At 67.0% G+C, this 17,285-nt stretch carries 15 protein-coding genes; 9 read left to right on the top strand and 6 right to left on the bottom strand.

Annotated elements, in window-relative coordinates; genetic code table 11:
* Positions 1-69 precede the first annotated feature (69 nt).
* Together ACTWPB_RS11210 and ACTWPB_RS11215 are read left to right on the top strand one after the other, a co-directional pair.
* Positions 70-1,368: an alpha/beta hydrolase gene (locus ACTWPB_RS11210; RefSeq protein ID WP_446225597.1), complete on the top strand. Its 1,299-nt coding sequence runs from the start codon at positions 70-72 to the stop codon at positions 1,366-1,368.
* Complete coding sequence (locus ACTWPB_RS11215) at positions 1,335-1,697, top strand: hypothetical protein (RefSeq protein WP_446225598.1); 363 nt, start codon at positions 1,335-1,337, stop codon at positions 1,695-1,697. The genes ACTWPB_RS11210 and ACTWPB_RS11215 overlap by 34 nt, the downstream gene beginning before the upstream one ends.
* Here ACTWPB_RS11215 and ACTWPB_RS11220 read toward each other — a convergent pair whose 3' ends face one another.
* Positions 1,698-2,990 carry a hypothetical protein gene (locus tag ACTWPB_RS11220; RefSeq protein WP_446225599.1) on the bottom strand — a complete coding sequence of 431 codons (1,293 nt, stop codon included), beginning with the start codon at positions 2,988-2,990 and terminating at the stop codon, positions 1,698-1,700.
* Complete coding sequence (locus ACTWPB_RS11225) at positions 2,990-3,811, bottom strand: crotonase/enoyl-CoA hydratase family protein (RefSeq protein ID WP_446225600.1); 822 nt, start codon at positions 3,809-3,811, stop codon at positions 2,990-2,992. The genes ACTWPB_RS11220 and ACTWPB_RS11225 overlap by 1 nt, the downstream gene beginning before the upstream one ends.
* Positions 3,812-3,875: 64 nt before the next feature.
* Between ACTWPB_RS11225 and ACTWPB_RS11230 the strand changes: the two genes are divergently transcribed.
* From ACTWPB_RS11230 to ACTWPB_RS11240, 3 genes are all read left to right on the top strand, one after another.
* A complete protein-coding gene (locus ACTWPB_RS11230; protein WP_446225601.1) occupies positions 3,876-4,481 on the top strand; it encodes a TetR/AcrR family transcriptional regulator in 606 nt (201 codons plus the stop codon).
* Between the two features lie 19 nt (positions 4,482-4,500).
* The gene (locus tag ACTWPB_RS11235; protein WP_446225602.1) at positions 4,501-6,129 is read left to right on the top strand and encodes an acyl-CoA dehydrogenase family protein; all 1,629 of its coding nucleotides are present in this window, start codon (positions 4,501-4,503) and stop codon (positions 6,127-6,129) included.
* A gap of 137 nt (positions 6,130-6,266) precedes the next feature.
* Positions 6,267-6,833, top strand: a complete 567-nt coding sequence (locus ACTWPB_RS11240) for a potassium channel family protein (RefSeq protein ID WP_446225603.1) — start codon at positions 6,267-6,269, stop codon at positions 6,831-6,833.
* On the opposite strand, the gene pgi is transcribed toward ACTWPB_RS11240, so the two are convergent.
* On the bottom strand, positions 6,802-8,445 hold the full coding sequence (pgi, locus tag ACTWPB_RS11245; protein ID WP_446225604.1) for a glucose-6-phosphate isomerase: 1,644 nt from the start codon (positions 8,443-8,445) through the stop codon (positions 6,802-6,804). The two genes, ACTWPB_RS11240 and pgi, sit on opposite strands and share 32 nt — an antisense overlap.
* A gap of 280 nt (positions 8,446-8,725) precedes the next feature.
* Here pgi and ACTWPB_RS11250 point away from each other — a divergent pair, with 280 nt between their 5' ends.
* Complete coding sequence (locus ACTWPB_RS11250) at positions 8,726-10,180, top strand: NAD-dependent succinate-semialdehyde dehydrogenase (RefSeq protein ID WP_446225605.1); 1,455 nt, start codon at positions 8,726-8,728, stop codon at positions 10,178-10,180.
* 101 nt (positions 10,181-10,281) lie between these two features.
* Here the strand turns inward: ACTWPB_RS11250 and ACTWPB_RS11255 are convergent, their stop codons facing one another.
* Entirely contained in the window at positions 10,282-10,575 is a 294-nt protein-coding gene (locus ACTWPB_RS11255; protein WP_056816138.1) for a chorismate mutase, read from the bottom strand.
* Positions 10,576-11,182: 607 nt separating this feature from the next.
* Between ACTWPB_RS11255 and ACTWPB_RS11260 the strand changes: the two genes are divergently transcribed.
* Positions 11,183-13,525: a UvrD-helicase domain-containing protein gene (locus tag ACTWPB_RS11260; protein ID WP_446226302.1), complete on the top strand. Its 2,343-nt coding sequence runs from the start codon at positions 11,183-11,185 to the stop codon at positions 13,523-13,525.
* A 136-nt stretch (positions 13,526-13,661) separates the two neighbouring features.
* Entirely contained in the window at positions 13,662-14,294 is a 633-nt protein-coding gene (locus tag ACTWPB_RS11265; protein ID WP_446225606.1) for an alpha/beta hydrolase, read from the top strand.
* Here the strand turns inward: ACTWPB_RS11265 and istB are convergent.
* Positions 14,289-15,140, bottom strand: coding sequence for an IS21-like element helper ATPase IstB (istB, locus tag ACTWPB_RS11270; RefSeq protein ID WP_446222571.1), 852 nt, complete (start codon positions 15,138-15,140; stop codon positions 14,289-14,291). The genes ACTWPB_RS11265 and istB overlap by 6 nt on opposite strands.
* Positions 15,137-16,501, bottom strand: a complete 1,365-nt coding sequence (locus ACTWPB_RS11275; RefSeq protein ID WP_446222570.1) for a Mu transposase domain-containing protein — start codon at positions 16,499-16,501, stop codon at positions 15,137-15,139. Before ACTWPB_RS11275 ends, istB begins: the two co-directional genes overlap by 4 nt.
* Before the next feature lie 197 nt (positions 16,502-16,698).
* On the opposite strand from ACTWPB_RS11275, the gene ACTWPB_RS11280 reads away from it, so the two are divergent.
* Positions 16,699-17,112 (top strand): hypothetical protein, encoded by a 414-nt coding sequence (locus tag ACTWPB_RS11280; protein ID WP_446226303.1) that lies wholly within the window; start codon positions 16,699-16,701, stop codon positions 17,110-17,112.
* Positions 17,113-17,285: the final 173 nt, after the last annotated feature.

Here is a 17,285-nt window from a genome sequence, read left to right on the forward strand (position 1 = left end):
CATCGCGGTCGTACCGGGACCGCGATGCGCGCACCAGGGCGGTCGAGGTGGCATCTGTGGAGGTCAGCGATGACGCGAATCACCGATCTTTCATTGCTCTCCGGGTGGCTGCCGGTGGCGTTGACGGCGCTGGGCGTGGTGGGTGCGGTGTGGTTGCTGTTACCCCGAGTACGGCGATACGTCACGACGATCATGCCGATCGTGGTGCTGGCCGCCGTGGTGGCGACCGTGGCGCTGTACCTGTTCGTCGAGGAGGTGTGGCGGCCGTTTTCCGATCCGATCGCGGTGTCGGTGTACGTGCTGATCGGGATCGCGGTGGCCGCGCTGTTTTTGGTGGTGCCGCGGATTCTGCTGCGCCCGAGCGGGTGGACCGGGGTGGTGACCGTGCTCGCGGCCGTTGTCGTGCTGGTCGCGGTGGGTGCGCGGATCAACCTCGTGTACGCGTCGTATCCGACGGTGGGCGCGGCGCTCGGGGTCGACGAGGTCGATCGGGTCGAGGCCGGTGAGCTGACCGCACACGAGCAGGTGATCAGCGCGCGTCCACTCGAGCCCGCATGGCACGCGCCCGGCGGATTGCCCGATGACGGGCGGGTGCTGACCGCGACGGTGCCGCCGACCGCGTCCGGATTCGCCGCTCGCGACGCCCAGGTCTATTTGCCGCCTGCCTATTTCGCGGATCCACGGCCGCTGCTGCCGGTGCTGGTGTTGCTCGCCGGTGAGCCGGGCGCACCGCAGGACTGGTTCGTCGGTGGGCAGCTGGCCGAGACCATGGATTCCTTCGCCCGTGCGCACAACGGGCTCGCGCCGGTGGTTGTGGTGGCCGACGGGACCGGCTCCGAGCTGGCGAACCCGCTGTGCCTGGACTCCGAGCTCGGCAAGGTCGCCACCTATTTGGCCGTCGACGTGCCTGCCTGGACACGGGCGAATCTGCAGATCGATCCGGATCCGCGCTCCTGGGCGGTGGGCGGGCTCTCGTATGGCGGCACCTGCGCACTGCAACTGGCCACCAATTTTCCCGGGGTCTATCCCACCTTCCTCGACATGTCCGGTCAGGACGAGCCCACCCTCGGCGACCGGCAACGCACCGTGGACGCCGCGTTCGGCGGGGATGTGGGGGCGCTGGTGCGGGTCAATCCGCTGGATCTGCTGCGGTCGCGGACGTATCCGGATTCCGCAGGCGCGTTCGTTGTCGGCGCCGATGACCAGACGTACCGCCCGCAGGTGGAGCGGATGTATCAGGCGGCGAAAGGCGCGGGGATGGACGTGCGGTTGCGGATTCTGCCGGGCGGACACAACTTCGCGCTGTGGGCGCACGGGCTGCGCGATCAGCTGCCGTGGCTGGCCACCCGGCTCGGTCTGACGCCCTGACGCGGAAACCCATCACGGCCGAGCAGGGCGGCGAAGGCCAGCAGCCACACGCTCCACAGCAGGTAGCCGAGGAGGTTGGCGACGGCGGCGGGCTCGGTGCCGAGCGGGATGACGACGCCGGTGGCGATGGCGGCGGCGCTGGTGAAGCCGAGTACGGCGAACCAGCGCGGCGTGCGCAGCGCGGCGATGACCAGGGCCGTCCAGATCGCGGTGACGCCGATCGCTGGCCGCGCAGCGCCGCGCAGGTGGACGCGATGGCGGCATGGAATTCGCAGGATCAGTTCGTGTGGGGCTTGCGTGCCTTGCTCACGGGAACAGCTGCCGGCTGACTACCAAGGGCGCGGGAGTAATCCGGTTGTCGCACAGGCTTTGTCGATGGCCTCGGGCAGGAAATCGTTGTCGGCGGCGAGACCGACCAGGGCGAGTGTGTAGGTGTCGTCGAGCTGGGAGAGGTAGCCCGCGAGTTGGGTGCGGGGGAAGGTGGTGATGTCGGGGTGGATCGCGCGGGCTGCGACCCGGGTGCAGTTGTGCGGTCCGACTTTTCGCACAGCGCCGGGTAGCGGGCCGATGTTGGAGCACAGGATGTCTCGTTCGCCCGCGCCCTTGCTGAGGGTGTAGGCCAAGCGGTCGGGGAGTACCTGCAGGATCTCCTCGGGCAGTCCTGCGGGGCTCGACATTCGGCGCTGATAGGCGGCTTTGGCCCGGTCGCGAATTGTCGCGGGAGTGTCGGTGCGTCGGATCGCGATCTCTGTCATCGCGAGGTCGTTGTCGACACGGGGTTCGTCGCGGGTATCCACCGGAAGGCTCGCGATGATCGTTGGGTTCGGGAAACCGTTCTGCCACAGGATATTTGCCATCAAGTGAATGAACAGGCTGTTCGGAGTTCCGCCGAGGGTGAGCGCGGTGGTGTCCCAGTGGGCGGCATCGAAGGTGAGCAGGAGCGGCCGCAGATGCCGGTCGCTGGTGTCGGCGTCGCGGGCGGCCCGAACAGGGGAAGCATCAGGTGCCGGCGAGAGTCTTTGGCGCAGCGCGCGTGCGGTGCCGCCGAAGATGGTGGCCCATTGGGAGACCGCGTCTGCCCATTCTGAAGCCGTTGTGCGACTCCGTAGTTCGCCGTCGGGCGAAGATCCCGGTGATGGTCCGGAGCTTTCCGGCCCCGGCGAGGCATCGGGGGCGGTGGATTCGAGAGATCGAAGGGCGGCGGTGATGGCGTGGATCAAGCCACGCGCGTCTGTCAGTGCGTGCGAACAGGTCAGGGCGACAACAGTTCCGCCGTCCTGGAGGCGGGCGGCGGACAGGCGCCAGCCGGGGGCGTATTCCGGGTCGAGATCGGCACCGAGGGTGTCGGCCCACGGCAGGATTTCGCGCTCGGGAAGTGGGCCGACGGCGATATCGAGGGGGTGGGCTCTGGTGTTGGGGCGCCAGCTGCGGCGGGCGCCGGGGACTCGGGGGTTGACCACTCTGCGGCCGAGATGACCGAGGCGAAGGCGATCGTGAATCGCTCGCAGGAGAGCGGGTTGCATCGCATCGGTGGTGCGCCACAGCCCCTGCAGGGCGATGGGGGTGCCCATGCCGCGATGGGTGCGCAGGAAGATCTCGTCGACGACGGTGAGGTGGTCCATCAGCGGTGGCCGGTGCTACCGTGCCTGCCCTCGCCCGCGGCGAAGCGGGCGGCGCCGTCGAGCGCACCGCCGGACAGGGCGGTCATGCCGTGGCGGAATTCGACGCGCAGCGCCTCTTCCTCGGTGTGGCCGTACTGGTCGTACAGGGCGGCGCGGTCGGTGCGCAGACATGTTTGGGGAAGTGCGGCGAGCTGGGCGGCCAGATCCTCGGCGACGCGGCGGGCATCGCCTGCGGGGACGACACGGGTGACCAGGCCCATCTGCAGCGCTTCGGGCGCGCTCACCGGGCGGCCGGTGAGGATCATGTCGAGTGCGCGACCTTCGCCGACGATGCGCGGGAGGCGCACGGTGCCGCCGTCGATCAGCGGGACGCCCCAGCGACGGCAGAAGACACCGAAAGTGGCGTCCTGCTCGGCAATTCGCAGGTCACACCACAGGGCCAGTTCGAGCCCGCCCGCCACGGCGTACCCGGAGACCGCCGCGATCACCGGCTTGGACAGGCGCAGCCGGGTAGGGCCCATCGGGCCGTCACCGTCTTCGGTGGCGTGATTGCTGTTCTCGGTGCCGAGGGATTTGAGGTCGGCACCGGAGCAGAAGGTGCCGTGGTCGCCCCACAGCACGGCCACCGAGGAGGTGGGGTCGGCGTCGAACGCGCGGAACGCCTCCGCCAGCGCGCGGGCGGTCGGGCCGTCCACGGCGTTGCGGGCATGCGGGCGATCCAGAATCACCGTGGTGACCGGGCCCGCGTGCTCGACACGCACTGAATTCGCCGCTCCGCTGGTACCCGGTCCGCTGTTTTCGACGGGTGAACCTGTTTCCATTCCTCGACCATACGACCCACCGTGCCCTTGTGTGAAGAGGTGAATTCATGATTCACTTCTTCACGTGGTGTACCGCAGGACCCCGGCCGTGCAGGCCCGGCTCGACGCGCAACGGGCGCTGATCGTGCAGGGTGCCACCGGCGTGCTCTCGCGCGACGGGTTCGCCGGGCTGTCGATGGCCGCGGTCGCCGCCGAGGCGGGAATCGCGACCGGCACCGTGTACAAGCAGTTCGAGAACAAGGCCGAGCTGGTCGCGGCGGTGTTCGAGACCGTGGTCGCCCGCGAGGTCGACGCGGTACGCGCCGCGGTGGCCGACGGTGACGTGGTCGGGCGGGTCACAGCCGCGGTGGAGACCTTCGCCGGCCGTGCGCTGAAGAATCCGAAACTGGCCTACGTGCTGCTGGCCGAGCCCGTCGACGCCGCCGTCGACACGCAACGGCTGGAATTCCGGCGCGCGTTCGCCGCGTCGTTCGAGACCGCTATCGCCCACGGTATCGCCGAAGGCCGCTTGCCCGCGCAGGACTCGAGCCTGACCGCCGCGGCCCTTGTCGGCGCGATCGGCGAGGTACTCGTCGGCCCGCTGGCCGCCGCTCCGCACGCCGAGACCGTCATCCCCGAATTGGTTGCTTTCGCCGTGCGCGCACTCGGTGCGCGGCCGGCAACACTGTAGTCGAAGGAGTTGCCACGACATGCCGACCCACGAAGTGTTCAACCAGGCACCACCGCTGATCCCCTTCGACGCCGCGCGCAACCCCGCGCTGCTGGAAGGCCTGCACCGCGAAGGAGCGGGCTGGGCCGAAGCCGAAGTGCGCGAACTCGGTGCGCTGGCAGGCGGTGTCGAGGCCCAGGAGTGGGGCAGGCTGGCCAACGAGTACCCGCCGGTGCTGCACACCCACGACCGCTGGGGCAATCGTGTCGACGAGGTGGAATTCCACCCGCACTGGCACGACCTGATGAATGTCGCTGTGGCGCACGGTCTGCACGGTTCGCCGTGGCTGGACGAGCGGCCCGGCGCGCACACCGCTCGCGCCGCCAAGTTCTTCACCTGGGGCGCCGCCGATGCCGGACACATGTGCCCGATCTCGATGACCTACGCGGTGGTGCCCGCGTTGCGCCACAATCGCGAACTGGCAGCGCGCTTCGAGCCGCTACTCGGCTCGCGTACCTACGATTTCGGCTTGCGCGAGCCATCGACCAAGGCCGGGCTCATCGCGGGCATGTCGATGACGGAGAAGCAGGGCGGCTCCGACGTACGGGCCAACACCACCACCGCCGCACCGCAACCCGACGGTTCGTACCGCATCGTCGGGCACAAGTGGTTCACCTCGGCGCCCATGTCGGACATGTTCCTCACCCTCGCGCAGGCCCCCGGCGGCCTGTCGTGTTTCCTGTTACCGCGAGTGCTGCCCGACGGCACCCGCAACCCCCTCCGCATCCAGCGGCTGAAAGACAAGCTGGGCAACAAGTCCAACGCGTCCTCGGAGATCGAATACGAGAACGCCACCGGCTGGCTCGTCGGCGCCGAGGGCGCGGGCGTGAAGACGATCATCGAGATGGTCAACATGACCCGCCTCGACTGTGTGATCGGCTCGGCCACCGGCATGCGACTCGGCGCGGTCACCGCGATCCATCACGCCAGGCACCGAGAAGCCTTCGGCGCCAAGCTGATCGACCAGCCCGCCATGCGCAATGTGCTCGCCGACCTCGTCATCGAATCGGACGCGGCGACCACGGTGATGATGCGGCTGGCCGGGGCCACCGATCGCGCGGGTAGCGACCCGGCCGAAGCGGCGCTGCGCCGGATCGCCCTCGCCATCACCAAATACTGGGTCTGTAAGCGCGCTCCCGCCCACGCCGCCGAAGCGCTGGAATGCCTTGGCGGCAACGGATACGCCGAGGAATCGGGCATGCCGCGGCTGTACCGCGAGGCACCGCTCATGTCGATCTGGGAGGGTTCGGGCAATGTTGCGGCGTTGGATGCGTTGCGCGCCATGGGACGTCAGCCCGAGACGGTCGAGGCGTACTTCGCCGAGGTCGGTCTGGCCCGCGGTGCCGATTCGCGCCTCGACGACGCGATCGACCGCGTCGGCAAGGAACTCACCGACCTGTCCGACATCGAATACCGCGCCCGCCGCGTCGTGGAACTGATGGCGTTGGTCCTGCAAGGCGCCCAGCTGGTGCGCCACGGTCACCCCGCGGTCGCGGACGCCTTCTGCGCGACGCGCCTCGGCGGCGACTGGGGCATCGCGTTCGGTACCCTGCCCGTCGGCGCGGACACCGGTGCGATCCTCGAGCGCGGATTCGTCGACGTGCGGTGAGTCCGGCCGGCTCACCGGTGTCCGGTGAGCTCGTCGGTAGGGTATGGCGGTCACCTGGGCGAGCGGGGTGTTCACGACCCGTACCTGCTCGGCGCGTGTGGCACGGAAATCGGCGCCGCCGGGGCAATCATGGAGTGATGACGCGAGGTCGGCGGTTCCCCAAGCATGCGGTGCGCAATGGTGCGGCGGCGTTGTTCGCGGTGCTGTTGTACTACAGCGTGCCGGTGGGGTGGATGTTCGAGCTCGCCGCATGGCCGGGGCGGCTGGCGGGGGTGTTCATCTTCTTCGCGGGCGTTGCCGGACTCGGCTGGCTGATCTGGCGGCGGATCGAGAACTACCTGCGGGATCCGACCGCCGCGGGCGGGCAGGTCGACGGGTTGCTGCTGCTCGTGTGCATCGTCGGCGTGGTGTTCGCGCTGTTCTATTACCGCTTGCAGCAACTTCGTCCAGATCAATTCGTCGGGCTCGAAACCCGCACCGACGCGCTGTACTACACGCTGGTCACTCTCGGCACCGTCGGCTTCGGCGATGTGCACGCTGTCGGCCAGGTCGCGCGCATCGCGACGATGGTGCAGATCGTGTTCGACCTGGTGGTGCTCGGCACCCTGCTCACGATCATCACCACCAGTGTGACCGGCCGGATCCAGGCCGCGACCAGGGCCGCGAAGGAGGTCAGCGGCGGTGCGCCCGATACCAGTCAATGAGCTCATCGGTCGACGAATCACCCACTGACACCGGCTTTTCCGGCCCGCTCAGCAACGGCATCAGGGCCAGCGCCTGCTGTTTGCCCAGCTCGACACCCCACTGATCGAAACTGTCGATACCCCAGACGATGCCCTCGACGAACACCTGGTGCTCGTAGAGCGCGATCAGCTGACCCAGCGCCGACGGCGTGAGTTCGGCCGCCAGGATCGTGGTGCTCGGCCGGTTGCCCGGCATCACCTTGTGCGGCACCAGTTCCGGGTCGGTTCCCTCGGCGCGGATCTCCTGCGCGGTCTTGCCGAATGCCAGCACTTTCGACTGCGCGAACAAGTTGCTCATCAAGATGTCGTGCATGCTGCCGGTGCCGTCGCGGGTCGGCAGATCGTCGGTGGACCTGGCGAAGCCGAGGAAGTCGGCGGGCACCAGGCGGGTGCCCTGATGCAGGAGCTGGTAGAAGGCGTGCTGACCGTTGGTACCCGGCTCGCCCCAGAAGATCTCGCCGGTCGATGAGGTCACCGGGGTGCCGTCAGCGCGCACCGACTTGCCATTGGACTCCATCGTCAATTGCTGTAGATAGGCGGGGAATCGGGCCATATCATTCGAATAAGGCAGTACCGCACGGGATTCCGCGCCGAAGAAATTCGAGTACCAGATGCCGAGCATCGCCAGCAGTACCGGCGCGTTCTCTTCCAGCGGCGCTGTCGCGAAATGCTTGTCCATGGCGTGCATTCCGCTGAGGAATTCCGCGAACCGCTCCTTGCCGATGGTGACCATCACCGAAAGGCCGATCGCCGAATCCACCGAGTAGCGGCCGCCGACCCAATCCCAGAAGCCGAACATATTCGCGGTGTCGATGCCGAAGTCGGCCACCCGCTCCGCGTTCGTCGATACCGCGACGAAATGCTTGGCGACCGCTTTCTCGCCGAGCGCGTCGACCAGCCAGCGGCGCGCGGCGGTCGCGTTGGTGAGTGTTTCCAGCGTCGAGAACGTCTTGGACGCGACGATGAACAGGGTGGTCGCCGGGTCGAGTCCGGTGAGCTTGGCGACCAGATCGGCCGGATCGGCATTCGAGACGAACCGGGCGTCGATGCCCGCGTCGACATAGTGGCGCAGTGCGCGATACACCATGTCGGGGCCGAGATCTGAGCCGCCGATGCCGATATTGACGATGGTCTCGATGCGTTCGCCGGTCGCGCCGCGCCACGCGCCCGAACGGACGGAATCGGCGAATTCGCCCATCCGGCGCAGGACGTCGTGCACCTCGGCGTCGGCGTCGGTGCCGTCGATCCAGAGCTGGTCGCCGACCGGCAGGCGCAGCGCGATATGGCCGACCGCGCGGTCCTCGGAGGTGTTGATGTGCTGACCCGAATACATCTCGTCGCGGCGTTGCGGCACACCCGCGGTGTGCGCGAGATCGACGAGCAGGCGCAGGGTTTCGCGGGTCACGCGATGTTTGCTGTAATCGATGTGCAGGTCGGCCACCCGCAGTGTCAGCTCGCGGCCGCGCGCCGGGTCATCGGCGAACAGCTGTCGTAGATGCATCGGTGCAACAGTGCGGTGATTGCTGCGCAGTGCCTGCCAGGCCGAAGACGCGGTGATGTCGCTGCTGCTCACGAGCCGAGGGTACCGCGCTGCCGGTGGGCTGGCGCGCGGGTGTCGACGACCTAGACGGGCCACGAGGCGACAAACTGATCAAGCGAGTACATGGGTAACTCCCCGACCACCTCCCACCGTCGCGCACCCGACGCAAGACCGAGAACTAACAGTCGAGCTCCCGGACGACGCGCTAAATTCGCGGAGAGGCGGGACAGTGCTCCCGGACGACGCGCTAAATTCTCGGAGAGGCGGGACAGTGCTCCCGGACGACGCGCTAAATTCTCGGAGAGGCGGGACAGTGTCTGAACGCGACGTACTCGAATTCGTACCGAAGGGTTTGTGGATCGGCTCCGGACCCGTCGAGGCCACCGGGGGTGGGACTTTCGACGTGCGCAATCCGGCCGACGGGGCGGTGATCGCCCAGGTGGCAGACGCTACTCCCGAGGACGCGATGCTAGCCTTGGACACGGCCGTCGCGGCGGGACAGGGGTGGGCGGCGACACCCTCGCGGGAGCGGGGCGAGATCCTGCGAACGGTGTTCGAGCAATTGACCGCGCGGGCGGAGGAATTCGCGCTGTTGATGACCCTCGAAATGGGCAAGGCGCTGTCCGAGAGCCGCAACGAGGTGCGTTATGGCGCCGAGTTCTTCCGCTGGAACAGTGAGGAGGCGGTGCGGATTCACGGGCGGTATCTGAACGCGCCGTCGGGTACGGGGCGGATCATGGTCGCCAAGCAGCCGGTGGGGCCGTGCCTGGCGATCACGCCGTGGAATTTCCCGCTGGCCATGGGCACCCGCAAGATCGGGCCCGCGCTGGCGGCAGGCTGCACGATGATCGTCAAACCCGCCTCGGCGACGCCGCTGACCATGCTGGCGCTGGCCAAGCTCTGTAGCGAAGCGGGCCTGCCCGACGGGGTGCTGTCGGTGGTCACCACGCAGCGTTCCGGTGCTGTCACGGGTCCGCTGATCGACGATCCGCGGCTGCGCAAGCTCACCTTCACCGGCTCCACCGAAGTCGGCAAGAAACTCGTTGCGGCGTCCGCGAACCGGTTGCTGCGCACGTCCATGGAATTGGGCGGCAACGCGCCGTTCGTCGTGTTCGACGACGCCGATATCGACGCCGCTGTGGCCGGTGCGATGCAGGCGAAGCTGCGCAACGGCGGCGAAGCGTGCACCGCGGCCAACCGATTCTACGTGCAGCGTGGCGTGGTCGCCGAGTTCACCGAGAAGTTCGTCGCCGCGATGGCCGACACCGTCGTGATGGGCCCCGGCACCGACTCCGCGACCACGCTCGGCCCGCTGGTGAGCGAGGACCAGCGCGAGATCGTGAGCGACCTGGTCGACGATGCTGTTTCGGTTGGCGCGCGAGTGCTGATCGGCGGCAAGGCCCCCGGCGGTCCTGGCTGGTACTACCCGGCCACGATCCTGGCCGATGTTCCGCCGACCGCCCGCATCCTGCGCGAGGAAGTGTTCGGCCCGGTGGCCCCGATCGTCGCCTTCGATACCGAGGACGAGGGCGTCGCCGCCGCGAACGACACCGAATACGGGCTGGTCAGCTACGTTTTCACCCGCGACCTCGACCGCGCGCTTCGCATCTCGGAGGGGCTGGAAAGCGGCATGGTCGGCGTCAACCGTGGCGTTATCTCCGACCCCGCGGCCCCGTTCGGCGGCGTCAAGGAATCAGGCTTCGGTCGCGAGGGCGGCACCGAGGGCATCGAGGAATATCTGAACACCAAATACATCGCCCTGACCTGAGCCGGGCCAAAAAAATAACCGCCCCGGGGATGGTGTCGCACCCGGGGCGGCTTTTTGGAAGCGGCGAACTGGCTGGTCCGCCGCGTGGTTTGTGGGGTTGTCTAGCGGCCGAGACGGCCGCGGCCGAGGCGCAGCAGGAGCATGGCGAGGGTGTGCCCCTCCTGGCCGAGCTCACTGAAGCGCTCGAGCACCTTCATCTCGCGGCTGTGTACCAAGCGCGTACCGCCGGAAGCCATGCGGGTGCGGCCGATGATCCGGGAAATTTCGCTGCGGCGTTTGATCGCGGCAAGGATCGTTGCGTCGAGCTGGTCGATCTCGAGGCGGAGCTTGTCGATCTCGGCTTCGGATTGCGGCAAGGCCGAATCGGAGCCGGTGGTCGTAGCGGGGGTGCTCATCATTCATCTCCTCGTGTCAGAACTTGGATCGGTCAAACCGAACGGCCTGTTACCCGATCTGTTCCGTCACCCTGAAACTTTCCCGATGGGCGGTACCTGATCCCCCCAGGAGTGCGCGACAAATCGTACGCACCGTCACGATATCGGATCGGCAGCCGATCCGGGCATGCGGAGAAGCGCTGATCATGTGGCCAGTCTGCCACGGGCCGGTAGGTAGGCAAAATAGTTCTGTTTAGGAATTCGCTGAGAACGTTCCCAGGTGTGGCCCGCGTCGACCTGGTCATGGTTTGCCGTGCCGTCGTCGGCCGGTCACCGCGGCGGCGGCGGTTCGCGGCTTGTCGGTGCCCGCCGGTAGCGTGGACAGACGATGGATATCACGGTCGCTCCCCACGCCTCAGCCACCGATCCCAGCGAACCAGCGCCCGCGCCGGGTGGTGCCGCGCTACCGCCCCGGGACAGTGGTGGCACCGGCGCGTCCGCGCTGGCTCAGGCGGCGGCCAGGAACAGCGCCGAACAGTCGCAGCGCCGCCAGGAGCGCGAACAACAGCGCGCCGAGGAGATCGAGCGACTGCTCGACGGGCTCAACCCGCCCCAGCGTGCCGCGGTGATGCACGCGGGTTCCCCGCTGCTGATCGTGGCGGGCGCGGGCTCGGGCAAGACCGCGGTGCTCACCCGCCGGATCGCGTACCTGCTCGCGGCGCGTGGCGTGCGCACCGGTGAGATCTTGGCCATCACCTTCACCAACAAGGCCGCCGCCGAGATGCGGGAACGGGTCGCCGGGCTGGTCGGCCCGCGCGCGGCCAGTATGTGGGTGTCGACGTTCCATTCCAGCTGTGTGCGCATTCTGCGGATGCAGGCGGCACTGCTGCCCGGCTTGAATTCGAATTTCTCGATCTACGACGCCGATGATTCGCGGCGGTTGCTCACGATGATCAGCCGCGATTTCGAGATCGACACGAAGAAGTATTCCGCGCGTTTGCTGTCGACCGCCATATCGAATCTGAAGAACGAACTGATCGGTCCGGAAAAGGCCGCCGCCGACGCCGAAGCCGACGACACCGAACTGCCCGCCCTGGTGGCCAGGGTCTACGCCGAGTACCAGCGGCGGTTGCGCACGGCCAACGCGATGGACTTCGACGATCTGATCGGCGAGACGGTGGCGCTGCTGCAGAACCATCCGCAGGTCGCCGAGTACTACCGGCGCCGGTTCCGGCACGTGCTGGTCGACGAGTACCAGGACACCAACCACGCCCAGTATGTGTTGGTGCGTGAGCTGGTCGGGCATCACAGCGAAGCGGAAGAGCAGTCGGTCGAGCCGAGCGAGTTGTGCGTGGTCGGTGACGCCGATCAGTCGATCTACGCGTTCCGTGGCGCCACGATCCGCAATATCGAGGAATTCGAACGCGACTTCCCGGATGCGGAAACCATTCTGCTGGAACAGAACTACCGTTCCACCCAGCACATTCTGTCCGCCGCCAACGCGGTGATCGCGCGCAACGAGGGCAGGCGCGAGAAGAAACTGTGGACCGATTCCGGCGAGGGTGAACTGATCACCGGCTACGTCGCCGACAACGAGCACGACGAAGCCTCCTTCGTCGCCAAGGAGATCGACCGGCTCGTCGACACGGGCGATGCCAACTACGGCGACGTGGCGGTGTTCTATCGCACCAACAACAATTCGCGTGCGCTGGAAGAGATCTTCATCCGAATGGGCCTGCCGTACAAGGTTGTCGGTGGTGTGCGGTTCTACGAGCGCAAAGAAGTACGTGACGTCGTGGCGTACCTGCGGGTGCTGGAGAATCCCGAAGACGCGGTGAGTGTGCGCCGCGTTCTCAACACTCCGCGTCGCGGGATCGGCGATCGTGCGGAGGCCTGCGTGGCGGTGCACGCCGAACAGCGCGGCATCGGTTTCGCCGCGGCCCTGCGTGATGCGGCCGATGGCAAGGTCGCGTTGCTCAATACCCGCGCGCAGCGGGCCATCGCGGGATTCCTCGACCTGCTCGACGAGATCCGGGTGGCCGGTCAGCGGGCCGACAGCGACTATCCCGATGTGGGCAATGTGGTCGAGGCGGTGCTCGACCGCACCGGATATCGCGGCGAACTGGAAGCCTCCGACGATCCGCAGGACGGCGCGCGGCTCGACAACCTCAACGAATTGGTCAGCGTCGCACGTGAATTCAGTTCCGAGGCGTTCAACAACGCCGAAGCGGCGCGCGAGGAAGGGCTGGTGCCGGAGTCGGGCGATGGTGAACCGGAGCCGGGGTCGCTGGCGGCATTCCTCGAACGGGTGTCCCTGGTCGCCGATAGCGATCAGATCCCCGACGAGGGCACGGGTGTGGTCACCATGATGACGCTGCACACGGCAAAGGGGCTGGAATTCCCGGTGGTCTTCGTGACCGGCTGGGAAGACGGGCAGTTCCCGCACATGCGGGCGCTGGGTGATCCGAACGAGCTGGCCGAGGAACGTCGGCTGGCCTACGTGGGGATCACGCGGGCGCGTCAGCGGCTCTATCTTTCGCGTGCGGTGGTGCGGTCGGGGTGGGGGCAGCCGGTGTCGAACCCGGAATCGCGCTTCCTGCAGGAGATTCCGCAACATCTGCTGGATTGGCGCAGGTTGGAGCCGGTGGTCTCGCCGGTGCAGCGGGGGCGGCGCCGGGGTGAGGACAGCGGGTTCGATCGGGATTGGACCAGCGGGAGTGGCTGGGATCAGCGGCCAGGTGTGCGCGGGGGATCCGGCGAACGCAGGCCGGCCCCGGGTGGTGCGGTGAAGCGGAACAACACCGAACTCGTTCTCGCGGTGGGGGATCGGGTTACCGATGACAAGTACGGGTTGGGGCGGGTTGTCGCCGCTGATGGGGTCGGTCCGCTGGCGACGGTGACTATCGACTTCGGGTCCGCGGGGAAGATCCGGTTGATTCCGCAGTTCAGCCGGACGATTGTGAAGTTGTGATGGTGGGGCGGTTGCGCGTTACTGGTAACGAACGGATCGCAAACGAGGACATAGGGTTTCGGATGACCTGATAGCCGCACCCGCGCCGGCGTGGCTGGGTGGGGACAACTTGCGATGACGGCGCCGGCAATGGCCCGTGGACTGGATCAACTTCTCGATGAAGCTCTCCACACTACGCAATCGGACCGTAGGGACCGCCCTAGCCGCCGCCGTGGCGCTAACCGCACTCGGCGGCGCCGCGACGGCCGAACCTGAGAAGGCATCGGCCCTCTCGTCGATCGTCAAGGATGGACGCACCTGGCATTTGAAGGTGTACTCGGCGGCGATGCAGAAGGACATCACCGTCGATGTGCAGCGTCCCGTCGATGAATCCAAGCCCGCAGGGAACGCGTATCTAGTCAGCGGCCTCGACGCCGGCGAAGGCACAGCGAGCTGGCAAGTTTCGTCGGACGCGCTGACCTTCCTCGCCGACAAGCAGGTCAATGTCATCCTTCCGATCGGCGGACGGGGCAGCTACTACACCGATTGGTACAAAGAGGACCCACGCCTCGGCTTGAACAAGTGGAAAACCTTCTTCACCGAGGAGCTTCCTCCGATTCTCGACGCAACTCTCGGCTCGACCGGGCTGAACTCGCTGGCAGGCTTCTCCACGTCTGGAACCTCGGTACTACAACTCGCAGAGGCGAAGCCGGGTCTGTTGACGGCGCTCGCCGAATTTCCCCGCCTGTGCTCGCCGAGATTCCCCACCCGTGAGCGGTGTCGATTATAGAGGTTGCCGGTTCCCGGTCGTCGTTCGGCGGAGGTTCTCCGCGGTGGCCTGGTGGTCGCGGAGCCGGTAGGAATCCCCGTCGAGATTGATCACCATCGATCGATGCAGCAACCGATCCAATAGGGCCGCCGCGACGGTGTTATCGCCGAGGATTTCACCCCATGATCCGACACCCCGGTTCGTGGTGATCACGATCGAGGTTTTCAAATACCGTTGCGAGACAACCTGAAACAACGCCGATGCCGCTTCCGCGGGCAAGGGCAGATATCCCAGTTCATCGATCACCAGCAGAGTCGGGCCAGCGTAGTAACGCATCGTGGTGGCCCAGCGGCCCTCGATCGCGGCGCGGTGGCAGCGAGCGGCCAGGTCCGCGGCGGTGGTGAAGTAGGTGCGGTAGCCGGCGTGCGCGGCCGCGCGGGCCAGCCCGGTCGCTAGATGTGTCTTGCCGGTGCCCGGGGTGCCGATGAGCAACACGTTCGTCGCGGTTTCGAGGTAACCGCAGGTAGCGAGCTCGTCGAGCAGCGGCCGATCGATCCCGGACGCGGCATCGATATCGAAGTTCTCCAACGACGCCGGGGTCGGCAGGTTAGCGAACCGCAGCCGCCCGGTCAGGCGGCGGGCTTCGGTGTCGTCGACCTCGATCCGTAACAGCTTCTCCAATGTCGCTGTCGGGGAAAGCTGTTCGGCGCTGGCATGCTCGAGAACCGCTGGCAATGCTTCGGCGGCAGCGTGAAGTTTGAGCGTAGCCAGATGCGACCGCAGTTGTTGGTAGCGAGTCGCGGTCTCGTCCGCGCCGACCGCGGCCGTGACGCGGCGGCGAGTCTTTTTCGGTTCGGAGGCAGTCATTTTCGGCTCCTGGTGGTGGCGGCGCGCTCGTAGGCGCCCAGATCGATGACGGTGGCCGCGGGATCATCCGCAGCCGAGAGGGAGGCCTGTGCTGTCGCGGGGTCGACGGCAGCGCGTAGCGCCGCGGCGGCCGCGCGGGCGGCTGTCCCGGGTGGGATGCGTTCTTTGCGGCGGTGAGGTCGGCCGGAGTTGGCCGCGGCCATCGCGGCGGTGTCGAGCGCGACGACGTGTCCGTGGTCGCGCACCGTCGCGCCGAGTCCGTCGGTGGCGCGTTCGTGGCGGGCGATCACGATCCCGTCGGTCGTTGCGATATCGATGATCTTGCCGCGCAAAGGTTGTGCCACGATCACCGTCGCGCTGGCAAACTCCGGTGGCACCGAGTAGCGGTTGCCGCGCCAAGAGATCATCGCTTGACGCGACGCGACCCGGGGCTCGGCAACCATCGCTGGATAGGGCTCGGTCGGCATGGGCCGCAACGGTTCTCGCGCAGCGACAGTCGCGACGCTGGCGCGCCCCTCAGCGGTGGCGCGTAGTCGGGTGTCGGTGCGCAGCGAACAGAATTTGCCGAGAGATACTTGGGCTTGCTCGACGGTGACCTCGTCGGCCAAGGTGCGCCACCATCGTTGCGCGGCAGTGTGGTTGGCCTTCTCCACGACGCCTTTGCGGTTCCCGCGTCGGGGTGGGCAGATCGCGGGGACCACCGTGTAGTACTTCGCGACGGCGGCGAACGAGGCGGTGACTTGCCCGCTGGCGGGGTGGCAGACCGTGGACATGCGGTCGAACCGCCACGATCCGGTCAGCCCACCCAAGGCGCGGGCGACGCGGTCCAGGCCCTCGATCAGGTGGGGTTGATCGGTCGAGGGTGCCAGATAGCCGCGCCAACGGCCCGAATGGGCCAGCGAACCGACCAGCAGGTGCGCGTTAGCGCCCCACCCCCACGACGAGGGTGGGTTGGGCAAATCGACCCAGTCCCACTGGGTTTCGCTGCCGGGTAGGTGTGGGATGACCGCGTTGGGGCGTTCGGTCGCGGTCCGGCATGCTTGGCAGACCGGGCGTAGTGCCCGGGTGCGGATGTTGCGGGTCAGCGACTGATACGACAGTGCGAACCCCAGTGGTTCGAGTTCGTCCATCAAGGTCTGTGCCCACAGGTGTGGGTCTTCTTCCAGGCGGGCGGTGACGTAGTCCAGGAACGGTTCGAACGGATCGGGTAGGTGCCTTTTCCGCACGCCGGGGGTGCGTTCCCCGGCCAGATAGGCGCGAATGGTTTTGCGGTCACGGCCGGTATGGCGGGCGATCTGGGAGATCGTCCAGCCTCGTGCTCGTAGGGCGCTGATTTCCACATCTTCCTCACGTGTCAACATGGAAAAGCGGGCCTCCTCCGAATGAAAGTGCTGGTCAGGTGTGGTAACCACCAGCATCGGAGGAGGCCCGCCCTTCACGGCGGAGCCACACGGGCAAATGGGGAATTTCGGTGAGCGTCAGTGGGGAAGTTCAGTGAGCGCCATCACTGTTCAGGTCTGTCGCGGCTTACAGTGGCTGCGCGCAGACCTCCGATCCGATTGGTAGACAGGCCATCAAGTTCTCTGTCGAGACCTGGGCGGGCGGCGATACCGTGAACATGTACGGCCCGGACGACGATCCCGCCTGGGTAGCCAACGACCCTGTCGTTCATGCGGAGAAGTTGCGCGGCACGAACCTCTACATCTCGAGCGGGAGCGGCCTTCCGACCTCAGATGATGTGCAGTACTACACCCAGGACGGCGGTGGCCTGATAAGTGGCTTCAACCTCGCCGTCGGTGCCATCATCGAGGGGGTAACGAACCTGTGCTCGCGCAACCTCAAGACCAAGCTGGACTCGCTCGGCATCCCGGCGACCTATCAGTTCCTCCCGGTTGGCACCCACCGCTGGTCGTACTGGCAAGACGCCCTGCATGAGTCTTGGCCGATGCTGGCGCAGGGGACCGGAATCTGACTCAGCACCGCGACGGATGTGCCTGCCAGTTCGGTAGGGGGGCGGTAAGGGATTGCCCGAGGTCGGGTAGTCCCAGGCAGGTTTGACGCTGTGTTTATTGGCGCGCTGGCGCGCGCGTGTCCGCGGCCCTGAGGGCCGCCGGTTAGCGCTCGAGACTAACGCCTTCGGCGTAG

The sequence above is a fragment of the Nocardia sp. IBHARD005 genome (assembly GCF_052814245.1).